General features: G+C 48.6%; 19 protein-coding genes. 11 read left to right on the top strand and 8 right to left on the bottom strand.

Annotated features, from left to right (window positions below; translation table 11 throughout):
* Positions 1-22 precede the first annotated feature (22 nt).
* The gene (locus ACXX53_RS11895; protein WP_458568871.1) at positions 23-961 is read right to left on the bottom strand and encodes an ABC transporter permease; all 939 of its coding nucleotides are present in this window, start codon (positions 959-961) and stop codon (positions 23-25) included.
* 281 nt (positions 962-1,242) lie between these two features.
* On the opposite strand from ACXX53_RS11895, the gene ACXX53_RS11890 reads away from it, so the two are divergent.
* The gene (locus ACXX53_RS11890; protein WP_458568870.1) at positions 1,243-3,858 is read left to right on the top strand and encodes a DUF4855 domain-containing protein; all 2,616 of its coding nucleotides are present in this window, start codon (positions 1,243-1,245) and stop codon (positions 3,856-3,858) included.
* A gap of 122 nt (positions 3,859-3,980) precedes the next feature.
* Here ACXX53_RS11890 and ACXX53_RS11885 read toward each other — a convergent pair whose 3' ends face one another.
* A complete protein-coding gene (locus ACXX53_RS11885) occupies positions 3,981-5,147 on the bottom strand; it encodes an ROK family protein (protein WP_458568869.1) in 1,167 nt (388 codons plus the stop codon).
* Between the two features lie 328 nt (positions 5,148-5,475).
* Between ACXX53_RS11885 and xylA the strand changes: the two genes are divergently transcribed.
* On the top strand, positions 5,476-6,789 hold the full coding sequence (gene xylA, locus ACXX53_RS11880) for a xylose isomerase (RefSeq protein ID WP_458568868.1): 1,314 nt from the start codon (positions 5,476-5,478) through the stop codon (positions 6,787-6,789).
* 105 nt (positions 6,790-6,894) lie between these two features.
* A complete protein-coding gene (gene xylB, locus ACXX53_RS11875; protein ID WP_458568867.1) occupies positions 6,895-8,388 on the top strand; it encodes a xylulokinase in 1,494 nt (497 codons plus the stop codon).
* A gap of 1,039 nt (positions 8,389-9,427) precedes the next feature.
* Here xylB and nagA read toward each other — a convergent pair.
* From nagA to ACXX53_RS11855, 4 genes are all read right to left on the bottom strand, one after another.
* Positions 9,428-10,603: an N-acetylglucosamine-6-phosphate deacetylase gene (nagA, locus tag ACXX53_RS11870; RefSeq protein ID WP_458568866.1), complete on the bottom strand. Its 1,176-nt coding sequence runs from the start codon at positions 10,601-10,603 to the stop codon at positions 9,428-9,430.
* Positions 10,596-11,324, bottom strand: a complete 729-nt coding sequence (gene nagB / locus ACXX53_RS11865) for a glucosamine-6-phosphate deaminase (RefSeq protein ID WP_458568865.1) — start codon at positions 11,322-11,324, stop codon at positions 10,596-10,598. The genes nagA and nagB overlap by 8 nt, the downstream gene beginning before the upstream one ends.
* An 8-nt stretch (positions 11,325-11,332) precedes the next feature.
* The gene (locus ACXX53_RS11860; protein WP_458568864.1) at positions 11,333-12,190 is read right to left on the bottom strand and encodes a MurR/RpiR family transcriptional regulator; all 858 of its coding nucleotides are present in this window, start codon (positions 12,188-12,190) and stop codon (positions 11,333-11,335) included.
* Between the two features lie 224 nt (positions 12,191-12,414).
* Positions 12,415-13,263, bottom strand: coding sequence for an AraC family transcriptional regulator (locus ACXX53_RS11855; protein WP_458568863.1), 849 nt, complete (start codon positions 13,261-13,263; stop codon positions 12,415-12,417).
* A 184-nt stretch (positions 13,264-13,447) separates the two neighbouring features.
* On the opposite strand from ACXX53_RS11855, the gene ACXX53_RS11850 reads away from it, so the two are divergent.
* From ACXX53_RS11850 to ACXX53_RS11835, 4 genes are read left to right on the top strand one after another with little or no spacing between them, the layout of a single operon-like run.
* Positions 13,448-14,215, top strand: a complete 768-nt coding sequence (locus ACXX53_RS11850; RefSeq protein ID WP_458568862.1) for a sugar phosphate isomerase/epimerase family protein — start codon at positions 13,448-13,450, stop codon at positions 14,213-14,215.
* 50 nt (positions 14,216-14,265) lie between these two features.
* Complete coding sequence (locus tag ACXX53_RS11845) at positions 14,266-15,348, top strand: Gfo/Idh/MocA family protein (protein ID WP_458568861.1); 1,083 nt, start codon at positions 14,266-14,268, stop codon at positions 15,346-15,348.
* A 30-nt stretch (positions 15,349-15,378) separates the two neighbouring features.
* The gene (locus ACXX53_RS11840) at positions 15,379-16,347 is read left to right on the top strand and encodes a sugar phosphate isomerase/epimerase family protein (protein WP_458568860.1); all 969 of its coding nucleotides are present in this window, start codon (positions 15,379-15,381) and stop codon (positions 16,345-16,347) included.
* Between the two features lie 55 nt (positions 16,348-16,402).
* Positions 16,403-17,122: a ThuA domain-containing protein gene (locus ACXX53_RS11835; protein WP_458568859.1), complete on the top strand. Its 720-nt coding sequence runs from the start codon at positions 16,403-16,405 to the stop codon at positions 17,120-17,122.
* 175 nt (positions 17,123-17,297) lie between these two features.
* On the opposite strand, the gene ACXX53_RS11830 is transcribed toward ACXX53_RS11835, so the two are convergent.
* Positions 17,298-17,714: a hypothetical protein gene (locus ACXX53_RS11830; RefSeq protein ID WP_458568858.1), complete on the bottom strand. Its 417-nt coding sequence runs from the start codon at positions 17,712-17,714 to the stop codon at positions 17,298-17,300.
* 233 nt (positions 17,715-17,947) lie between these two features.
* Here ACXX53_RS11830 and ACXX53_RS11825 point away from each other — a divergent pair, with 233 nt between their 5' ends.
* Positions 17,948-19,021 carry an MBL fold metallo-hydrolase gene (locus ACXX53_RS11825; protein WP_458568857.1) on the top strand — a complete coding sequence of 358 codons (1,074 nt, stop codon included), beginning with the start codon at positions 17,948-17,950 and terminating at the stop codon, positions 19,019-19,021.
* 123 nt (positions 19,022-19,144) lie between these two features.
* On the opposite strand, the gene ACXX53_RS11820 is transcribed toward ACXX53_RS11825, so the two are convergent.
* Positions 19,145-19,780: a phosphatidylglycerophosphatase A family protein gene (locus ACXX53_RS11820; RefSeq protein WP_458568856.1), complete on the bottom strand. Its 636-nt coding sequence runs from the start codon at positions 19,778-19,780 to the stop codon at positions 19,145-19,147.
* 206 nt (positions 19,781-19,986) lie between these two features.
* Between ACXX53_RS11820 and ACXX53_RS11815 the strand changes: the two genes are divergently transcribed.
* The 3 genes from ACXX53_RS11815 to ACXX53_RS11805 all read left to right on the top strand — a co-directional run bounded on the left by ACXX53_RS11815 (position 19,987) and on the right by ACXX53_RS11805 (position 22,648).
* Positions 19,987-21,072, top strand: coding sequence for a GerMN domain-containing protein (locus tag ACXX53_RS11815; RefSeq protein ID WP_458568855.1), 1,086 nt, complete (start codon positions 19,987-19,989; stop codon positions 21,070-21,072).
* Between the two features lie 151 nt (positions 21,073-21,223).
* On the top strand, positions 21,224-21,988 hold the full coding sequence (gene rph / locus ACXX53_RS11810) for a ribonuclease PH (protein WP_458568854.1): 765 nt from the start codon (positions 21,224-21,226) through the stop codon (positions 21,986-21,988).
* Positions 21,989-22,003: 15 nt separating this feature from the next.
* Positions 22,004-22,648 carry an XTP/dITP diphosphatase gene (locus tag ACXX53_RS11805; protein WP_458569051.1) on the top strand — a complete coding sequence of 215 codons (645 nt, stop codon included), beginning with the start codon at positions 22,004-22,006 and terminating at the stop codon, positions 22,646-22,648.
* The last annotated feature ends 145 nt before the right edge of the window (positions 22,649-22,793 follow it).

Raw genomic sequence — 22,793 nt, 5'->3', positions numbered from 1 at the left:
AGGCGAACAATCGAATTCCCCCTTACCATAAAGCGTAATCCGTGTGTTTGCGGCTTAGTGTGTTAGCGATGTACAAGAGAGTGAAATTGATGAGCGCTATAAACAGGCCGACAGCCGCACCTGAGCTGAAATTTCCGCCAAGCAAGCCTTCACGGTACAAATAGGTGCCAATAACATCCGCTGTTTCATAAACCATTGGATTATAAATAAGTAGAATAAACTCACTATTCGCTGACAGTAAATTACCAATTGCCAAGATCAGCAGAATGAAGATCGTCGGACGAATGGCAGGCAGTGTAACATGAAACATTTGCTTTAACCGGTTAGCTCCGTCCATTCTCGCCGCTTCATATAAGTGAGGATCAACGGAAGACATCGCTGCGAGATACAAAATGCTGCTCCAGCCGAACGACTTCCAAATGCTCGTAATCGTATAAATGGCCGGAAAATATCCCGGCTCGGTATTCAATGCCACCGTCGTTTCGCCGCCAAACAGATTAACAAAAGCATTAATGATGCCGTCCGCATTGATGAAGGACAATACCATGCCGGCAACGACGACGTTGGAGATAAAGTGAGGCAAGTAGCTTGCCGTCTGGACAATTTTTTTGAAAATACCGCTCCTCAGCTCGTTAATCAGAAGGGCAAAAAGAATTGGCACCCAAAAGCCGAATACGAGTGTATAAAAGCTGAGTAAAAAGGTGTTGCGCATGAGTCTTCCGAAGTAAGGTCCGTTAAAAAAATCGATGAAGTGTTGAAAACCAACCCAGTTAGCGCTTTCAAGAGAGAAGAAAGGTTTTCCTGGAAAATAATTCTGAAAAGCGATAATGATCCCGTACATCGGAATATAGCTGAAAATAAAAATATGCAGCAGAACGGGGAGCATAATCAAGTAAAGCTGCATATTCTCACGTAAGCGATAGGATGACACACGCTTACTTGGCTGACTGGCTGCTCTCATAACTTTCTCCTTTCACCGATTAATTGCGGTATTACTGGGCCCTTTCTTCCGCATGGATTCATGATAATGGGTAATTTTGGTTGGGGGCAAGAAACAAAATTTGATACTCGCACAATATTTTCGCACCATTTTTGACGCCCAAACAATTCTTGAAAAGCGTTGAAAAGTAAATAAAAGTATATCAAAGTATATAAATGTATATTGCAGAGACTTGCAGAGGCCCGATAGCCTCAACATAATAACGCTAAGTTACCAACTGTTAAAACCAAGGAGGTAAGGAAATGAAATCGTTAAAGACATGCTTCTCTATTGTTCTGGTTGCAGCACTCATGATGACGATGACTCCGATAATCTCCGCGCGTGAAGCACCCAATCAACCAGAACAAGCAGCACAGACTGGGATGCGTAATCTCGCAGCAGGGCTCGACTATGAATGGTCAGTCGCTCCGATGCTATCTCATCCCGATACCGGGACAGCGTTGACAGACGGCAAGTATGGAAATTTGCAAGACTATAATGATCCAGCTTGGACGGGGCATTTGGATCAAAAAATGCGTACCGTCGTATTTGATCTAGGTGAAGAGAAGTCTATTGCCAGTGTGAAGGCGCATTTTTTGGAGGATTACAGCGCGCATAACATCCTGTTTCCTCTGACTGTATCCGTGTACGTATCTAACGATAAAGTCAATTGGGGGACCGTGGCGAATCTTCCAACCTTGAAATTTTTGCAGTATGGTCCACCGCGCGAGCAGACCTTTGAATGGGATGGAAGCAAGACAGGGCTGCTGTCTGATCCGGATGCAGCTATGGCTTATGCCCGATACGTCAAAGTTACTTTTTACACACATCAAACGGCGTTGATCTTCATTGATGAAATCGAAGTTTGGGGTGCGGACGGGCGGCAAGACGGCGCTGTAGAAGTGCCTCCGTACCAACCGGCCTATCAGGAAGTTGGGGATGCCACCGCCGGTGTCCACAATCTTGTCTTCCTTCCGAATGGCTATTATTCAGGCGGCAAAGGCGATTTCCCAAAGGAGAAGATCATTCCGTTCATCAGCTATGTGAATGAACAAGGTGAACCGGTTGACTGGTTGTTCGACAGTGTGTTCTTTGCTGCGGGTTCTTCGCCGAGCGGACGGGATGTTGGTTATGGCAATGGAACGCTCGAAGACTGGAAATGGCATTTTGAGAAGACTTATAATGTGGAGCACGGGGATATCCGGCAACTGGATGAAGCCGCCAAGGAAGTGGCTCTTAAGCTGAATCAACCGGATCATAAGATCAAAGTCGGGCTAATGATTCCGAATCCCGGCTACTGGGTAACCGATTTCGGCGATGTGGATGGTGACGGCGTTTCCGAGAATTTTAATGCCGGAGTCGTCGGCGAAGAGGCTGCAGCCGCGAATCGGGAGAAGGCGATCAAGTGGTGGATTGAACAATCAAATGCGAAATGGATTGAAGGCAATTATGCCCATCTTGAGCTTGCAGGGATGTATTGGCTTGACGAGGAGGTCAGCACCGACAACGCAGGTGAAGATTTGGTTCGTGCCGCAAGCCGTCTTGTTCAAGAGAATCAGATGAAGCTGTTCTGGGTTCCGCATTTCAATGCGTACAAGAGCTTCCTCTGGAAGGATCTCGGTATTGACGCGGCGGCCTTCCAGCCGAATTATTTCTTTGAGGACATGAACATCAATCGTCTTGAAGACGCTGCAGACATAGCGAAGCAGTATGGCATGGGAATCGAGATGGAATTCGACAACCGGATGATCACGGATGACGTGTTCCGTAAGCGGTATATTGAGTATCTGGATGCGGGCGTCAAGTATGGTTATATGCAGCCGAACGTGTTCAAAGCCTATTACCAAGGCAACGACGCGGTATATGAGGCTGCGATGAGCAAGGTTCCTAAGACGCGTATATTGTATGATTGGCTGTATCAGTTCTTGAAAGGAACCTACGAGAAGACGGATTATACAGGTCCAACCATCAATGTATCGATGAACGGTAAGGAAGTGTCAGGCGATGTGACCGTGACCGAATCGGAAGCATTTAGCTTTACATGGGATGCGATCGATAGCGGCAGCGGTGTTGTGGATGTGAAAGCGGTATTCGACCGCGGAAGTTATCAAGCGGGAACAAAGATCGATCTCGCAGGAAAGCCCGGCAAGCACCAACTGGAAATCACTGCGATTGATATGGTCGGCAACGTGACGAAAAAAACGCTCTGGATTGAGATCGCAACGAACGTCGATGAGATGATGACGCTGATTTCGCGTTTCGAGGCAGCGGGAGATTTTACGGATCATGGCAGCGCTCGTTCGTTACAAGCCCATTTGGAAACCGTGAAGAAATTTCAAATGAAAGGCGACACGGCAAAAGCGATGAAGCATTTGAAAGATATGAATAAAATGTTGGACATGGAGAGAGAAGAGGCGCTGATATCCGAGCGGGCGTACGATGTTTTGCAGACCGATGTAGACTACTTACTTGGCAGCAACCTTGCATTACATAAAAACGCGGAGGCTTCATCGGTTGAATCGGGTAGACCGAATCTATCTCCTGATCAAGCCGTGGACGGCGTGTATGGCACAAGGTGGTCAAGCAATTATACGGACGATACTTGGTTTACCGTTGACCTTGGCGGGGTGAAGGATTTCGATACGATTGTCATCGATTGGGAATATGCTCGCGCGAAAACCTTTAAAATATTCGTATCGAACGATAAGGAACAATGGACAAATATTACGGATAATGATGGCGTAATCGAAGCGAAAGACGGAAAGCAAACCATTCGTCTACAAACAACGAATGCCAGATACGTGAAGCTTCAGGGCATTCAAAGAGCAACGATATACGGCTATTCGTTCTATGAGTTTGAAGTCCACAAAAGATTCTAATTGTATGGCTGTCGAAAGGGACTGACCTCACAATGTAAGATAAATCAAAACACCTTCAAGGGAATGCTCCTATTTCGTAAGTTATAGGGACAACCTTGGAGGTGTTTTTATGTTGACAACATTTATACGCTGACTTTTGCCCTGCCAATAAAGGAAGAGATCACGAGATTTGCGGCGCCGAGCGCAGCCGCGTACGACCCGAGAGAGGAGAATTCGATCCTCATTCCGCTCTGATGGGAGCGCAGCGCGCGCTGCTGTACGGTTCGGCTTAATGCGCTGCGAAGCCAGCGTTCCGAGTGCGCCAGCTTATTGCCGATAATAATAAGCTGCGGATTGAAGGCATTCACCAGATTAGTGAGGCCGATACCAAGGTACTCGCCGATCTGCTGAAGCGCGTGAAGCGCTGCCGGGTCATCGGTCTCAGCAAGTCTGATCGCTTCCTCCAGCGTTGCAAACGGCAGCTTAAGCCGCTCATCAAGGAGCGCCTTCTCCGAGGCATACAGCTCCCAGCATCCGCGATTGCCGCAGGAGCATTTTCGACCATTCGCTTCGATGGTCATGTGGCCCAGCTCGACCGAATATCCGAATGCGCCTCGCAGCAGCTCACCGCCAACGATAATGCCGGTACCAATACCGGCACCAACACTTACATAGATCAGATGGGGCGAAGATTGGCCCGCATCGTATCGAAGTTCACCAATCGCACCTGTGTTGGCTTCATTCTCGACCGCAATTATTTGCTCGGGATAGCGCTCTTGCAGCCAAGCCTGCAGAGGGACGTTCTCCCACCCGAGGTTAGGAGCGAATTGAATGGTGCCGTCCTCATCCACCATCCCAGGTACTCCAACCCCAATTCCAATGACCTGATAAGGAGAATCCGGCATTTGGCTCATTAGATGATCGATGGCTCCGCATAGTACATCCAGAACAGAAGCGGGATCTGTTGATTGGAGCTGCAGCACTCCGCTGTCAATCACGATTTGACCGGACAGATCGCACAGCATCGCTTGGCAGCGGTCTACGTCAAGATTGATGCCGATCGCATAGCCTGCATGGCGGTTAAATAACAGCATAAGCGGCTTGCGGCCGCCGCTGGATTGACCTGGACCGAGTTCAGATACCAATTGATTCTCGATCAGGTCGTTCACAAGCTTAGACACAGTCGCTTTATTAAGGCCTGTCATCTCAGCAACATCCGCTCGAGATATCGGGGCATGCAGACGAATCGTGTCTAGAATTAACGCGGTATTTATTTTTTTCACAAGAGCTTGATCGCCTGTAATCTTCATTGGGTTCATCCTTTATATGTATGTATCATTATTTTGCATCTTTGTTTATTGGTTAAATATATTATCGAATCGAATGTAGAATTATTTACAGTGTAGAAGAAATATCTACCTTTATCAACAAAAAGAGAAAAATACTGCAGTTGATGAGATGATGGCGGTTGCAAGGAAATAGATACTAAAGTGAAGGATAAGGTGGAATTTTAGTGAAAATCGTCGTTCATTTTATACAGTGGAGAACTTAATGCGGCTACTTAGTTTAATGGATAGACAAAGTGAGGGGCTTGTGCTAGGATAGAGCTAAATTGATCTGCATAAGGAGGAACTATAAATGGCTCACTTTGAACAAGTAGGCAAGATCTCTTATGAGGGCAGCAAGTCAACGAATCCATTTGCATTCAAGCAATACAATGCATCTGAGGTCGTAATGGGTAAGACGATGGAAGAGCATCTCCGGTTTGCTATGGCTTACTGGCATACCTTCACATATGGCGGCGTTGATCCGTTTGGCGATCAAGTGATGGAGCGCAGCTGGAACCATTTCAAGGGGATGGATCTGGCGAAGGCTCGTGTAGAGGCTGCATTTGAGTTTATGGAGAAGACGGGGATCCCGTATTTCTGCTTCCACGATGTTGATGTTGCGCCGCAAGGCAGCTCGCTCCGTGAAACGAATCAGAATCTGGATGTTATCGTAGCGATGATGAAGGATTATATGAAGGATACAGGCAAGAAGCTGCTCTGGAATACGCAAAATATGTTCTCTCATCCGCGTTATGTTCATGGAGCTGCTACAACTTGCAATGCAGATGTATTTGCTTACGCTGCGGCACAAGTGAAGAAGGGGCTTGAAGTTGGTAAAGAGCTGGGCGCTGAGAACTATGTGTTCTGGGGCGGACGCGAAGGCTATGAGAGCTTGCTGAATACGGATCTGGCATTAGAGATGGACAATATGGCACGTTTGTTCCAGATGTCGGTTGACTATGCCAAAGAGATCGGGTTCGATGCACAGTTCTTGATCGAGCCGAAGCCGAAAGAGCCTTCTAAGCATCAGTATGATTTTGATGCGGCGACGACTATTTCATTCTTGCAGAAGTATGGTTTGCAAGAGCATTTCAAGCTGAACCTGGAAGCAAACCATGCGACTCTGGCTCAGCATACATTTGAGCATGAGCTTCGTGTTGCTCGCATTAACGGCATGCTGGGTTCCATTGATGCGAACCAAGGCGACATGCTGCTCGGCTGGGATACGGATGAGTTCCCGACAGACCTGTATGCGACGACGCTTACGATGTATGAAATCTTAATGAACGGCGGGATTGGCCGCGGCGGTGTGAACTTTGATGCGAAGGTGCGCCGTGCTTCGTTCGAGCAGGACGATCTATTCCTGGCTCATATCGCTGGTATGGACGCATATGCGAAGGGCTTGAAAGTTGCTGCTAAACTGATCGAGGACCGTGTTTTTGAAAATGTGATTGAACAGCGTTATTCCAGCTTTAAAGAGGGTATTGGGCTTGAGATCGTGTCAGGCAAGGCGACGCTGAAGTCGTTGGAACAATACGCGCTGAACAACGAGATTCGCAAAAATGTTTCCGGACGTCAAGAGCACCTGAAGTCGGTGCTGAATCAATATTTGTTTACGGAATAATAGGGCGGCTGTATCGGCTGCAAGCAGGTTCTTGGACTGTCTCGACATCTGTTGCGGGACAGTCCTTTTTATCCCACATGTGATGGATGAAGGAGGAACACGAGCATGTCTTATGTCATCGGCATCGATCTTGGCACAAGTGCGGTCAAGGCGATAGCGGTTAACCGTGAAGGGAAGGTACTCGGCGAAGCAAGTGCTCCATACCCGCTGTATCATGAGCGGCCTGGATATAGTGAGCAGGAGCCGGAAGATTGGGTGCAAGGAACGTATCAAGCCGTTCGCAAGCTAATCGAACAGAACAATCTTCAGCCTGCGCTGGTTGAAGGCTTGAGCTTCTCAGGACAGATGCACGGACTTGTGCTGCTGGACAGTCAAGGCGAGGTGCTGCGAAGAGCGATTCTATGGAATGATACACGTACGACAGCCCAATGTCGACAGATTGAAGCGAGATTAGGCGATCGACTGCTCGATATTGCGAAAAATAAAGCCTTGGAAGGCTTCACTCTGCCTAAGCTGCTATGGGTAAAAGAGCATGAGCCGGAGATTATGGAGCGCGCAGCGGTGTTCGTGCTGCCGAAGGATTATGTGCGATATCGCCTGACAAACGAGCTGGCGATGGATTACTCGGACGCGGCAGGCACGCTGCTGCTGGATGTGAACGCGCGCGAGTGGAGCGAGGAGATTGCGGCAGGCGTTGGGATTCCCGTAAGCCTATGTCCTCCGCTCGTCGATTCACACGCGATGACAGGCTGCTTAGTGCCGGATGCGGCAGAAGCGATGGGGCTTCACGAAGGCGTGCGCGTGTTTGCGGGCGGAGCGGATAACGCTTGCGGCGCAATTGGCGCCGGCATCGTTGCCCCAGGAGCGGCGATGTGCAGTATTGGCACATCCGGCGTTATCTTGGCATACGAGGAAGATCAAGCGGCTGACTATCGCGGCAAGGTCCATTACTTCAATCACGGGCAAGAGCAGGCTTATTATGTTATGGGCGTCACGCTCGCTGCGGGGTACAGCTTGCAGTGGTTCAAGGAAACGTTCGCACAACAGCTCAGCTTCGATGAGCTGTTAGAAGAGATCGAGCAGATCCCAGCTGGTTCGCAAGGGCTGCTGTTCACTCCTTACTTAGTAGGTGAGCGCACGCCGCATGCGGATGCCAACATCCGTGCCAGCTTTATCGGAATGGACGGAAGCCATACCTTAAAGCACGCGGCACGAGCTGTCATGGAAGGGATCACGTTCTCGCTGCGAGAATCGATTGAACTGCTGCGTGCATCAGGCAAGTCTGTGCAGCAGATCATCTCGATCGGCGGCGGGGCGAAAAATGAGGCGTGGCTTCAGATGCAGGCGGACATCTTCAAGGCGGATATCGTTAAGCTGGAGACAGAGCAGGGGCCGGCGATGGGAGCGGCTATGCTCGCCGCATACGGCTGCGGATGGTTCGACTCGCTGCAGGCTTGCAGCGAAACATTCTTGAAGCCGGCTAAGCGATGGACGCCAAATGAAGAGACGGCATCGCGTTATGATGCGTTATTTGCAGTGTATCAGGATGTGTATGAGGCAACTCGTGCACTGAACGAGCGGCTTGTACCTTTTCGATAAGATGCAGTGATTGTGAATTCAATCTAATGAAAACCTCTGGAACTTGTTATAAGAGCCAGAGGTTTTTATGTTTGGCTCTAAGATTTTTCGATTTAACACTCAGCTTTCTTGTATGCGGCCTGATGAACTGAACATGTATCAAATACAATATCATAAGGTCTGCAATTAATAATGCACAGTATAAAAAAAAGCTCATATTAGCTTCGTTTATAAATTCATTTTGTATGGAATTTAAAGCTGCCAGCCCTATTAACAAGTACATAGCATTACCTATGGGTCTAATTAAAAATAATATCAATTTCATAGTTCAACTCACTCTCCTTGCTCACTATCATTTTTCTTATTCGATGTTGTGTTCTCCTGTTCCTTTCTTTATGGCAATGTTACCCAAAATATATAAATGCTAATTTAATGATGTACACTTTTGCTTGTGTAAGTATGTTCAAAAATGATTGGAATAATCGGGTGAACTACGACTGTTATGTGATTTCTGTTGAATATACATGTACGATGAACCGACTCTGTAACACGGTTTTCCCCCGTTATCTCACCAAACTTGCGAGTCTAGCCCGCTGTAACGGGGTAAAAACCTGTTATCTCGCTCGGGCCTTCCCACGCGTGCACTGCCTCGCCTCTGTAACACGGTTTTCCCCCGTTATCTCACCAAACTTGTGAGTCTAGCCCGCTGTAACGGGGTAAAAACCTGTTATCTCGCTCGGGTCTTCCCACGCGTGCACTGCCTCGCCTCTGTAACACGGTTTCTCCCTGTTATCTCACCAAATTTGCGAGTCTAGCCCGCTGTAACAGGGGAAAACTATAAAAGCTAACTTAAAGATGTATACTGTAAGTGAATGGCGTTTGTTCGATCAAAAAGAAACATAATTCTCGTTGATAATTCAAGCGTTTTTGTACAAGCATATGGTATCTCAGAGAGCGTCTGACTATTATCCCTTCAAGTCAGGAGAGGGGTCTACTTGTTCTGACACGAAAAAAAACGGCCATCGAGACTAGCTCGACAGCCGTTAATATACAAGGCTAATTACATATGAGTTCTGCCTTTAACCCACACACGCTGAACATTTAGGTCAGCATCTGTCCATACGAGGTCAGCGAATTTGCCGACTTCGATGCTGCCTGTCACGTCATCGATGCGAAGGAGCGTAGCAGGATTGATGCTGGCGAGACGCGAAGCCTCTTCCACAGACAAGCCAACTTGGTTGACCATGAATTGAACAGCGCCGATCATCGTCAGCGTACTGCCTGCCAGGGAATCGCCTTCAGTTAGACGCGCCACTCCATCCTTCACAGTCACCGACAAGCCGCCCAAGTCATAGATGCCATTCGGCATGCCTGCTGCACTCATCGCATCTGTTATCAGCACGAGCTTGCCTGCAGCTTTCGCGCGGACGAGCAGCTTAATAACAGCTGGATGCACATGATGTCCATCCGCGATTACTTCTGCTGTAATGCGGTCATCCGTCAAGACCGCGCCTGCCACACCCGGCTTGCGGTGATGAACAGGAGTCATCGCATTGAACGTATGAACCGCTTGGTTCAAGCCTGCATTCGCGGCTTCTGTCAGCTGTTCGTAGGTTGCATCAGTATGAGCCGCCGCAACGTTGATGCCGTGAGCGCGGCACCAGCAAATCGCCTGATGCGCGTTCTCGCGTTCTGGAGCGAGACTAAGCTGCTTCATGACGCCTGGATGCTCGCGGTCCCATTCTTCCAGCCACTCGATCTGCGGATCAAGCATAAATGCTTCGTTCTGAGCCCCTTTGTATTTCGGGTTCACAAATGGTCCTTCCAGATGCAAGCCAGCAAGCTGAGCATAAGGCATATCCTGCTTCATATACTCATCAACGGCTTTAACGACAGCGCTAAGCGCTTGGCGTGATTGCGTCATTGAGGTAGCCAGCATATTCGTTGTGCCGTGCTCCATATGGAACTTGGTAATCTTATTATACGCTTCCTCGGAAGCGTCCATGAAGTCAGCGCTGAAGCCACCGTGCACATGCACGTCGATGAAGCCTGGCATCAGGTATCCGCCTTCTGCATCAATGGCATCTGCAAGCCATGCTTGATCTGCCGCTGATAATTGAGAGGATGCGCCGATATAAGCAATGCGGCCGTTCTCTACTCGCACAACACCATCGTTAATGATGCTGCTCAGCGTAACGACGCGCGCGTTTTTGATAGTAAAGGTTTGATTATTCATGGAAATATTTTGCCGCCTCCTTGTCAAGCAGGACAACCACGTTTGAATGAGTTTGCAGCAGGGATGCCGGAACTTCAGTTGTGATCGGACCCGTCAACGCGCGATGAACGATCTCAGCTTTATCTGCGCCGCGAACGACGAGCATGATCATCTTCGCTTTCAGGATGGAGCCGATTCCCATGGTTACTGCTTGTTTGGGTACATCGTCAATGGAATCGAAGAAGCGAGCGTTGGCTTGCAGTGTTTCTTCTTTCAGATCTACAACATGTGTACCTGCGCTCAGGTTAGCATCCGGCTCATTGAAGCCGATGTGTCCATTATGCCCAATCCCAAGGAATTGAAGGTCGATGGATGCGCCGGACAGCGCAGCATCGTATTGCTCGCATTCTACCTTCAGATCTGCTGCATTGCCGTTTGGTACGCGAGTGTTGTTCTTGTCGATATCAATATGATCAAACAATTGCTTATTCATAAAGGAAAGATAAGATTCTGGATGACCGTCAGGCAAGCCGACATATTCGTCCAGATTGTAGGATGTAACATGCTTGAAGCTGACATAGCCTTTTTCATAAAGACGAATCAATTCTTGATAAATGCCGATTGGCGTGCTGCCAGTAGCAAGACCCAATACTGCGTTCGGCTTCGTTTGCACGAGGCTCGCAATGATGTTAGCGCCGATCTGGTTCAATTCTTCATTCGTGTTGAATGTCATAATGTTCATGTTGGATATTACCTCCCTTTATCTTTGCGGTACTTGCGTACCATGCGATACGATTGCTCAAGCTTCGGAATATGCGCGTCAAATTGCTCGCTGACCATGGCTGAGAACAGGATGTCAATAACGTGCAGCTGCGCGATACGGGACGCCATGTCGCCGCGTCGCATGCCTTCTTCAAGAGAAGAGGCAAACAGATTAATATCCGCGATATTCGCAATGCTGTTGGAGCCGATCTTCGTCAGAGAGATCGTCAATGCTCCGCGCTCCTTGGCGCACATTAAGGCGTCGAGGGTCTCAGGCGTTTCGCCTGAATAGGAGATAGCTATTGCCACATCTTCCGAACCAAGGTTGGCTGCGGACGTGATCTGCATATGCGGATCGGAAAATGCCGTCGCCTGCTTCCCGACCCGGATGAGCTTCTGATAGAAATCTAGAGCTACAATGCCGGAAGTGGCGACTCCGTACAAGTCAATCTGCCGGGCCTGGTTGAGCGCGATAATCGCGCGTTCCAGCTGATGCACGTCCAATAGGCGAGTTGTATCAGATATCGATCGGAGATGATTGGTTTCCATCGCGGTTACGATCTCTGAAAGCGGGTTGCCCGCAATAATATCCTGATAGGTCATGGGCGTCATCTGCTGTGCCAGATCGGCTGCGAGCTTCGTCTTAAAGTCCGGATATCCGCGAAAATGCAGTGATTTGCAAAAGCGCGAAACCGTTGCCGCAGAAGTGCCGGATTGTTCAGCAAGCTCAGTAATTCCCATCGTCACTACGTTACCCGGAAATTGAAGCATATAGTCCGCTAACTTGCGTTCTTGTTGATGCAATTGATCATATTGCTGCCGGATAGCTTGTAAAATACTAGACAATGGAATCACACTCTTTCATTTGGAAAACGAGTACGTTAACAATTTTTCATGAAAATCATTTTTACGTACATATAAAAAACCATGAAAATTTTTTTTACATCTTTACTATATATAATAATGCAACCGTAATCAAGAATCAGTTGAGATTGTCGCATAATGCTCAACAATTACAGCAAGTTCGCAGCTCTGACATATTTGAAAAAATGAACGCCAGGTGATCTAGTTCAAGCCTCATCCTTCAGCTGACGTTGATCGCGGAATTGACTCGGTGACAACCCTAATCTTGTCCTAAAAGTACGATGAAAATAAGAGTAGCTCTGAAATCCGCACATTTCGGCTATCTGCTCAAGCGACATATAGCCGTGCTGAATGCGCTCGCATGCCATATTCAAGCGCAGGTCGATCACATAGTCCATGATTGACTGCTGAAAGGCTTCCTTAAACACATGCGCTGCTCGTGACGAACTCAGCTTAACATGTTCTGCCACATCCAGAACCGTGAAGCTCTCTGTAGCATTTTGCTCGATAAAGTTCTTCATCATCTGAGCTGATTGCGACATGCGGCTTTGATTCAGGATAGGATGAGCCAAGGCGCGTTCCAGCATATGAAATAGCACGAATGATAAATGCATCACAATATCATTAATAGAGGTGCCGGACTGGCGTTGTTCCTGCGTAATCTCGCGCCAGATGGAGAGCATGCGATCATCGATGGCATGATACGACAACATCGGAGGCTTATGCTGTTCCCACCAGCTGTCAACCCACGGCCCATTTAGAATCATATAGTAATCGAGACTGTGGACTTTGTTCAGCGGCTCTAGTCGCTCTGGGGACTGATAGCCAATCTTGAGATCATAATAATGTCCTGGTGCCAGCATAAGCAGGTGGCCAGGCTTCATAGACTCATAGTGATCACCGATCATGGAATGAGCGCTGCCTTCTAGTTGGATACGAATCGTATAGTGCTTCAAGGTAGGGATGATGAGGCTGTGCGGCTTGCTGTGTCTTGCGTAACCTGAGAATAAAGTATAGAAGGGCTGTTCTTCGTGATGAGAACCAGAATTGGTCATGATTACTGCACTCCCGTCAACAAAATCTATAGAAATAGTTTACCACAAACAGCAGGATAGTTCATGTTCGGACGATATCCTTCATACCAAACTTCTTGAGCATATGGCACAATGAAAGCGTTCCATATTAAGACGAGCAATTAGACTGGAATTTTTACAAATTTGGATTGAGGTGGATATTGAAATGCGTATCGGTTTGCAGCTGTATACAGTACGGGATGCCGCGGAGAAAGATTTTGTAGGAACGCTAGAACGTATAGCCGCAATGGGTTATCAGGGTGTTGAATTTGCAGGCTACGGCGGACTGACTCCAGAAGAGCTGAAAGCTACGTTATCCCGCCTAGGATTAGCTGTGGCTGGCAGTCATGTTGGGCTGGATCAATTAACAGACAACTTAGAGATGCATATCGAAATGAACAAGGCAGTTGGCAATGACAGATTGATCTGTCCGTATCTGCCGAAAGAGCTTTTCGATACGGAAGAAGCGCTATCCGAGACTATACGTCAGCTGCAACAAGCATCTGAGCGTCTTGCCGCACACGGCATGAAGCTGGGCTATCACAATCACCACTTTGAATTCTTGACAACTTATGGCAACAAGACAATGGAAGAGATTATCTTCTCTTCGACTTCTACTGATGAGCTCTTCTGTGAGCTGGATGTCTGCTGGGTACAGTACAGCGGAAATCAACCAGTAGAATGGGTAAAGTCGTTCGCAGGACGTCTGCCGCTCGTTCACCTGAAGGATCTGAGAAGAACAGAAGAAGGCGAGCCGCTAACCGTAGAGCTAGGACAAGGCGAATTGGATCTTCGCGCCGTAGCAGAGGCTGCACAAGCTGCAGGAGCGGAATGGCTGATCGTCGAACAAGACTTTACGCAGCGTGATGCGCTGGAAAGCGTAGAGGCAAGCCTGCAATGGGCTAAGGAGCATTTACAAGGCATCATTTCATAATATTCTAATTCAACTAAATTTTAATTCAACTAATTGGAGGAGTTATTATTATGGCAAAGACATATCGCATTGCAATTATCGGCTGCGGGGGCATCGCTAACGGCAAACATATGCCTTCCCTGTCCAGACTTAAGAACGTTGAAATGGTCGCTTTCTGTGACATCATCGAAGAACGCGCGATCGAAGCGAAAGAAAAATTCGGCTCCGAAGACGCGAAAGTATACACAGACTACACAGAGCTGTTGAAAGACAGCACAATCGACATCGTGCACGTATGTACTCCGAATGACTCCCATGCGGAAATTTCGATTGCTGCGCTGGAAAGCGATAAGCACGTTATGAGTGAGAAGCCGATGGCGAAGAAAGCAGAAGACGCTCGCCGTATGATGGAAGCTGCTGAGCGCACAGGTAAGAAGCTTACGGTAGGATACAACAACCGTTTCCGTCCAGACAGCCTGCATCTGAAGAAAGTATGCGAAGAGGGCACTCTTGGTGAAGTGTACTATGCGAAGGCTCATGCAGTTCGCCGTCGCGCTGTTCCTACATGGGGCGTGTTCCTGGACGAAGAGAAGCAAGGCGGAGGACCGCTCATCGATATCGGTACACACGCGCTTGACTTGACATTGTGGATGATGGACAACTACGAGCCGAAAGTGGTTCTGGGTACATCCTTCCACAAGCTTGGCCAGAAAGAGAATGCAGCGAATGCTTGGGGACCATGGGATCCTGAGAAATTTACAGTAGAAGATTCCGCATTCGGTATGATTGTAATGAAGAACGGCGCTACGATTGTATTGGAGTCCAGCTGGGCATTAAATACAACACAAGTGCATGAAGCAAAATGTACGCTGTGCGGTACTGAAGGCGGAGCTGACATGTTGAACGGCTTGACTATCAACGGTGAGCATCACAGCCGCTTGTATGAGCAGAAGGTTGAATTGACATCTGGCGGCGTTGCGTTCTTCGACGGACAAACGGAACGTGAATCCGATGTTGAAATGCGCTTGTGGATTGATGCGATCGATCAGGATAAAGAGCCTGTTGTAACTCCTAAGCAAGCGTATGTCGTATCTCAATTGCTCGAAGCAATCTATGAGTCTGCTGAAACAGGCAAAGCGGTTTACTTCGAATAATTGCTGTATTAGGTAAAGGAGGCTGACAACGTGAAACTAGGTGTATTCACTGTACTATATGGAAATTTATCGCTTGAAGAGGCACTTGATACAATCGCGGCCAAAGGAGTTGAAGCTGTTGAGTTCGGCTGCGGCGGCTATCCTGGCCCGGCGCATTGCAACCCGCATGAGCTGCTTGCAGATGAAGCTAAGCTGAAAGCATTCAAAGATGCGATTGATTCACGCAATCTGACGATCAGCGCGTTGAGCTGTCACGGCAACGCCTTGCATCCACAGAAGGAGATCGCGAAGTCGTTCCATGATGACTTCATGGCTACTCTCGACTTGGCTGCTAAGCTTGGCGTGCCTGTTGTAAATGGCTTCTCAGGCTGCCCGGGCGATCATGAGGGCGCGAAGTATCCGAACTGGCCGGTTGCTCCTTGGCCGAATGATTACCGAGAAGTATTCGAATGGCAGTGGTCGGAGAAAGTAATTCCTTACTGGAAGGAAGTCGGCAAGTACGCTGCAGATCGCGGCATCAAGATCGGCCTGGAGCTCCACGGCGGATTCTCCGTTCACTCGCCAGCTACATTGTTGAAGCTGCGTGAAGCTGTAGGCGACGTGATCGGCGCGAACCTTGACCCAAGCCACATGTGGTGGCAAGGAATTGATCCGGTTCAAGCGATCCGTATTCTTGGCCGCGCGGGTGCGCTGCACCATTTCCATGCGAAGGATACAACGATCGATCCGGTCAATGTCAATATGTACGGTATTACAGACATGCAGCCATACACGAATATGCTGGACCGCGCATGGCAGTTCCGCACTGTTGGATACGGCCACGACGCGAAGACATGGGCTGATATCATAAGCGAGCTGCGTCTCGTAGGCTATGACTATGTCATCAGCATTGAGCATGAAGACGGACTCATGTCGGTAGATGAAGGCTTCACGAAAGCTGTTAATGCCTTGCAGCCTATCTTAATGAAGGAGCCGCTTGGCGAGATGTGGTGGGTGTAATACTTCATCAGCCAACTGGCTATGATACTGGTTTAAATAAAGGAGATATACATTCATGACTCAACCATTGACAGTGACCATTTGGAATGAATATCAGCATGAGAAGAAGAACCCAGTAGTCGCAGACATCTATCCAAAGGGTATTCACGGTGCAATAGGCGCGCCGCTCGAAGGCGATTATCGCGTACAGTATGCTACACTTGATATGCCTGAGAATGGCTTGACTGAACAAGTGTTGAATGACACTGACGTTCTCATCTGGTGGGGACATATTGCACATGATCAAGTGGACGATGCTGTAGTCGAACGCGTATACAATCGTGTGCTTCACGGCATGGGACTTATCGTGTTGCATTCCGGTCATTTCTCAAAAATATTCAAGAAGCTGATGGGTACATCCTGTGACCTGAAATGGCGCGAAGCGAACGATAAGGAGCGCCTATGGGTGGTGACACCTGGACATCCGATCGTAGAAGGAATCGGAGAATACATCGAACTTCCTGCCGAGGAAATGTACGGTGAGCACTTCGATATTCCACAGCCGGATGAGCTCGTATTCGTGAGCTGGTTCAGTGGCGGGGAAGTATTCCGCAGCGGCTGTACGTACAAGCGCGGTATGGGCAAGGTATTCTATTTCCGTCCAGGTCATGAGACGTATCCGACGTATCATAATGAACAGATACAGCGTGTTATCCGTAATGCGGTGGAATGGGCTAAGCCATCCACGAGAAATTATCCGGCTTACGGACATGCACAACCGCTGGAGCAAATATAAGAACTAGACATATAAGAAGGCAGTGTTGGAGATGGTCTCCACCTGCCTTCTTGTTTGTTATACGGGACACATTCGTAGAAAAAGCCGACGGAGACGATGCAACCGACGGCATGACGCTAATCACCCTGCAATAGAGGGTGACAAGTTGCTGCTATGAGTTTCACTGGAGATACGATTAGTCCGAATAGAGCTGGGCGTAGAAGCTTTCTGGACCTGTGCGTGTAACGCCCTTGCGATCAACGAGTAAGAATACAGAGTATACAATCTCCGGACTAAACGGCACGTCAAAGTCGGCGCCAGCAAAGGTCAGTATAAGCGGGCATTCGTCATTTTCTGAAACCGTTGTAGCAAGCTTCAGTACAACCGGGCTGGAAGCCGTCGTTCCGCGCACAACTGTTATTGTGACAGTGGTGTTTGGACGTGTGATTTTCAGTGCAATCATACCTGCCATCGTGGTGCGAATCACTCCGACAGCACCGGTCGCATCCAGTCCGACCTGAGCAAATAGCGTCTGTGTATTTCTCTCTACCGGAATAGCAATGTTATTTTCAGAAGCATTCTGCGATGTTCGTACATCTAATAATCTCGTCATCAGTGAACCTCCTTTACTTATGGTTAGATTATATGTATGACATTTAACAGTGAAGTGATTGGATGCTTGAAAGCTATTGCAGGCAGGGGTCCATTTTCACTTGGAATCGGGCTTGAGTCTTTGGGAATTAGCGGTTTCGCTGGCGCTATGCTTGTTCCATGAGATCGCATCGCAGGGCAGGATCGTGTATGCTGGATGATAGGAACGTAATTCTAAGATGAGGATGAGTCTACATGCCATCAGAAGAACAGGCTCGGACTGCGATGGACAGCAGGACAGAGCAAGCTGGAAGGATTCTATTAGAAGGAGAGAACTGGTCGGTTACGGAATGGGAGTATGATTCAACAGCGGGAGCAATCTGGCAGATTCGAATTCCGGTGCCCTATTCCTTGCGATGGGTGAACGCCTACATGCTGCTTGACGGAGAGCAGTGGACAGTGATTGATCCAGGGCTGAACACCCCAACTGCGCGAGCTGTTTGGGAACATATCATACGTGAATTAATCACTCCAGTTCAACGGATTAGACGCATCGTGCTCACCCACTATCATCCAGATCATATGGGGCTCGCCGGATGGTTTCAGGAGCTGACGGGAGCAGTTGTGCTGCTGTCAGAGGAGGGCTATCGCCATGCGCTCATGCTGTGGGGCCCTGATAACGAGATGACAGAGGCCTTGACTCAATTATTCCAAGAACAAGGCTTGCCTTCTGAGATGATGGAGCCGCTCGTGGTACATATGGACAGCTTTATGGAGCATGTTTATCCGCTGCCTAAAGTTACGTACATGCGTGATGGAGACGAGCTTATGATGGGTGGACGCAGATGGACAGCTATTGAGACCTCTGGCCATGCTGCGGGACATATTAGCTTCTATGATGCGGAGCATCGCGTGCTGATCGCTGGTGATCATATTCTGCCGCAGATTACGCCTAATATCAGCCTGCTGCCGAATAGCGAGCCGGAACCGCTGCAGCAGTATATAGCGGGATTGGATCGGCTGGCAGAGCTTCCAGCGGCGCTTGTGCTGCCGGGGCATCGGCATCCTTTCCGTCATGCGGCCAGCAGAATTGAATACTTGAAGCTTCACCATGAAGAACGGTTGTCGCAGTGGCTGCAGTGGCTTGCAGGAGGGCCAATGACGGCATACGAGATTTGCTTGCGCGCTTTCGGATCGGTAGGCAAGCTGACCGTACATCAATTCCGATTCGCGATGGGGGAAACGCTAGCTCATCTGAAAGAGTTGGAGCGTCGCGGTCAGGCGGCATCCATAAAGACAGATGGCAGCGCACATTGGCACGCCCTCTAGCTTCATCCCTACATTATCATTTTTCAAGAATAAATAAATCAAGCTGCTCCCTGTTCCGTACAGAGAGCAGCTTGTAGTTTAGAGTGTTGCGTCGATAGTTGAAGAGTCAAGAGCCTTTCTTCATTAGTTCTTGGATTGCTCCTGTGCTTTTGCGATCTGGCGCATCTTCTCCATATCTTCTTCTCGCTCCGCCTGCTTGCGGTGAGCGATACGGCTGCTCGCAGCCGCTGCGATCGCGCCGACAATATCGTCCAGGAACGTATGTATCTGACCATCGTGCTTATCGTTGAGACGTTCAAGGATACCCGGCTTCATCTTGTCAACGTATCCGAAGTTCGTAAAGCCGATGCTGCCGTAGACGTTCACAATCGAGAACGCCAGCACTTCATCTACACCGTACAGCCCTTCATCATTTTCCACCATTTCCTGAAGTGCAGGCATGAGCTTGCCTTCCTCCGCAAGAAGATCGAGCTGGATGCCGGTCAGCACTGCATTCTGCACTTCACGCTTCATAAGCACCTGATCGATGTTGTAGCGGCAATATTCAAGCGTGAGCTCAGGAAAATATTTCTGTTGCAGGAACAGCACTAGTTCCGCGATATCGTCTAATGAAACCCCGCGCTTCTGCAGCCATTCACGCGTTGCTTCTTCTACTTTTTCACTATTCAAGCTGTAAGGTTTATTCTGCTCAGGGACATAATCAGCAGGCTGCAAATGCGCGTCTTGCGTCAAATTGTTGTCTTCGTGTTTAGGAGTCATTTCGGTCACCTCTATAGATTGGTTTATAAACCCATTGAGCATACTTCTTTAGCATGACTGTTTTACGCCAAAATTGCAAATGCTTGTCATGTTTCGGACAACCTTCTCGTATACATAGGACGAACATGCGATATTCAAGCCTAGAGCTCATGCAGGTTTGAACGCGTGCATCCAAATCCCAATATTCAAGGAGGTTCAAGTTCCAAATGAATCATTCATCGCACTCTGTATCCCGTTCCCAAAAGCTCCGTTATGGAGCAGCCGCCTGCATTATGGCCTTGTCGATGGGTCTAGCTGCCTGTGGAGGTAACAGCGCCATTGACGCGCCTCCTACCGATGTTGAAACTGAGATGCTGCGCGCAGTTGAAGATAATTCCGCAGGTGTATCAGGGACAAGTCTGATTCACGATCAAACGGCAGATACAAACATGACGGTATATTTAAAAGACCGAAACGGCTATTTGGCGCCGGTATCTTACAAGCTGGAAGCGCAAGATAGTGAATCCCTAGCGAAAGCGGGTCTTGATCTTCTGATTGAAGGTAACCCGAATACGGCTACGCTTCCACTTGGCTTCAGTGCCACATTGCCGAAGGGAACTTCGGTAAAACATGTGACGATCGATCCAGAGCAGAAGCTCGCAGTGGTTGAATTTTCAGGACAATTCAAACAATATTCGGCTGAGCAGGAACGCCGCATTCTCGAGTCCGTTACGTGGACGCTGACTTCGATGAAGGATGTACAGCAGGTGCAGCTCTGGATGGACTCACAGAAGCTTACTGAAATGCCGGTGGGCGGAATACCGCTTGACTCGAACCTGACTCGCAGCCTCGGTATTAACCTGGAGATCGCAGACAACGTCAGCTATATGAACTCGATGCCTGTTATGGTTTATTTTACTTCGTTAACCTTGGACGGCAAATCGTACTATATCCCGGTCACGCGTCTCGTAGATCCATCCGATGATCTGGTAAAGACAGCGCTCGAACAGATAATCGAAGGTCCGCAAGATAAGAAGGCGATGTCCATGGTAGCAACAGAGGGAACCCAGATTAAGCATGCTGAACGAAATGGCGACACGGTTACCGTTGAACTCAGCGACAATATGTTTGAGAAGGGTGATAAGATTCCTTCTGACTTGTTGAAGTCCGTTGTACTTACATTAACTGAGCTGCCGGATGTGTCTAAAGTGCAGATCACGATGAACGGAATGAAGGATATTATCGGTACAGACGACAAAGACTATTCGCAGCCTGTAACAAGACCGTCAGTGAATCAGGCGAGCAAAGGTTAAGGCTGAAAAATACGCTATGATTTAAGGTATCAAGATGCTTTTCCTTATGGACTTTGGTAGAATAGGGGATGTTACTTGATATGAATCGAATTACTTCGTGGGAAGCGTAATATCCCCGCACAGAGTATGGAGCAATGTAGGAGGCACTTGAATGAGAAGCAATGGACGTAGAGCAGAGGACACTCGCCCAATCACAATTCGCACGGAAACAAACAAATACGCGGAAGGTTCCGTGTTTATTGAAGTAGGCGACACGAAAGTGCTGTGTACGGCTACAGTAGACGAGAAAGTTCCACCTTTTATGAAAGGTCAAGGCAAGGGCTGGATAACGGCAGAGTATTCGATGCTGCCGCGTGCAACGCATGTACGAAATCAACGTGAATCTGCACGAGGCAAGCTGACTGGCCGCACTATGGAAATTCAACGCTTAATCGGTAGAGCGCTGCGCTCAGTCGTCGATCTTCAAGCCCTTGGCGAGCGCACGATCACATTGGATTGCGATGTAATCCAAGCAGATGGCGGAACGCGGACAACATCGATTACAGGCGCGTTCGTTGCTATGGCGATAGCAGTACATAAGATTGCAGAACAGCATCATCTATCTAAATTCCCAATAACCGACTTCCTTGCATCATTAAGTGTAGGCATTATCCAAGGACGTCCCGTGTGCGACCTTAATTACGATGAGGATTCTTCCGCTAAGGTTGACATGAATGTCGTCATGACCGGGAACCGCAAGTTCGTAGAGGTTCAAGGTACAGGCGAAGAAAGCCCATTCTCCCGTGAAGAACTGAATCAGCTGCTTGAGCTGGCTGAGAACGGCATCATGCAAGTGATTGAACAGCAGAAGGCTGTTCTTGGTCCGATTGCAGACAAGATCGCCGCTCGCGCTGCAAGCCTGAACAAGGAGGGCTGATCCGCAGTGCCGATCATGGGAGATACGATCATTGTGGCGACGAGAAACGCAGGCAAACTCCGTGAGTTTGCCTATGCGTTCTCTTCGCTTGGTTTAAAAGTAAAGAGCTTAGCCGATTATCCTGCCATTCCTGATGTAGTAGAGGATGGGGACACATTTCTGGAGAATGCGCTGAAGAAGGCTAAGACGGTTGCTGAAGTGTTGCAGATGCCCGTTCTGGCGGACGATTCAGGGCTATGTGTGGATCGGTTGAACGGCGAGCCCGGAGTATATTCCGCGCGATATGCGGGCGAACACGGCAACGACGAGGCGAACAACGCTAAGCTGCTTGCTTCACTTCATGCGCTGCCTGCATGCGGCACAGCTTGCCAGGTCGAGAATGAGAAGCAGGAACAGCTGAATCTGCTGAGTCCAGCGCAATTCGTATGCGCATTGGTGCTGTACGATCCGTCACGAAAGCGGGCCTATGAAGCATTGGGCACGGTGGATGGGCAGATTATTGATCAACCGCGCGGCAACAACGGATTCGGTTATGATCCGCTGTTCTATGTGCCATCATATGATCGCACAATGGCGGAGCTTACCCCTGAGGAGAAGCAGCGGATCAGCCATCGGGGCGAAGCGCTGCGTCTATTGACTCAGCGCCTGTCCATCCTGTAATTCGCTTGTTAATCCCAAGTAATCTGATTAATTTATTTGGGTATGGACATTTTTGGCATAATGAAGTACATTTAGGAGAGTAGAACAGACACCTTCACAAGATCATCTTGTAGAGGTGTCTTTTTCAAAATTACTATACTTATAC

This window comes from Paenibacillus marinisediminis (assembly GCF_054343325.1).
This window is presented reverse-complemented; position numbering and strand designations above follow the sequence as displayed.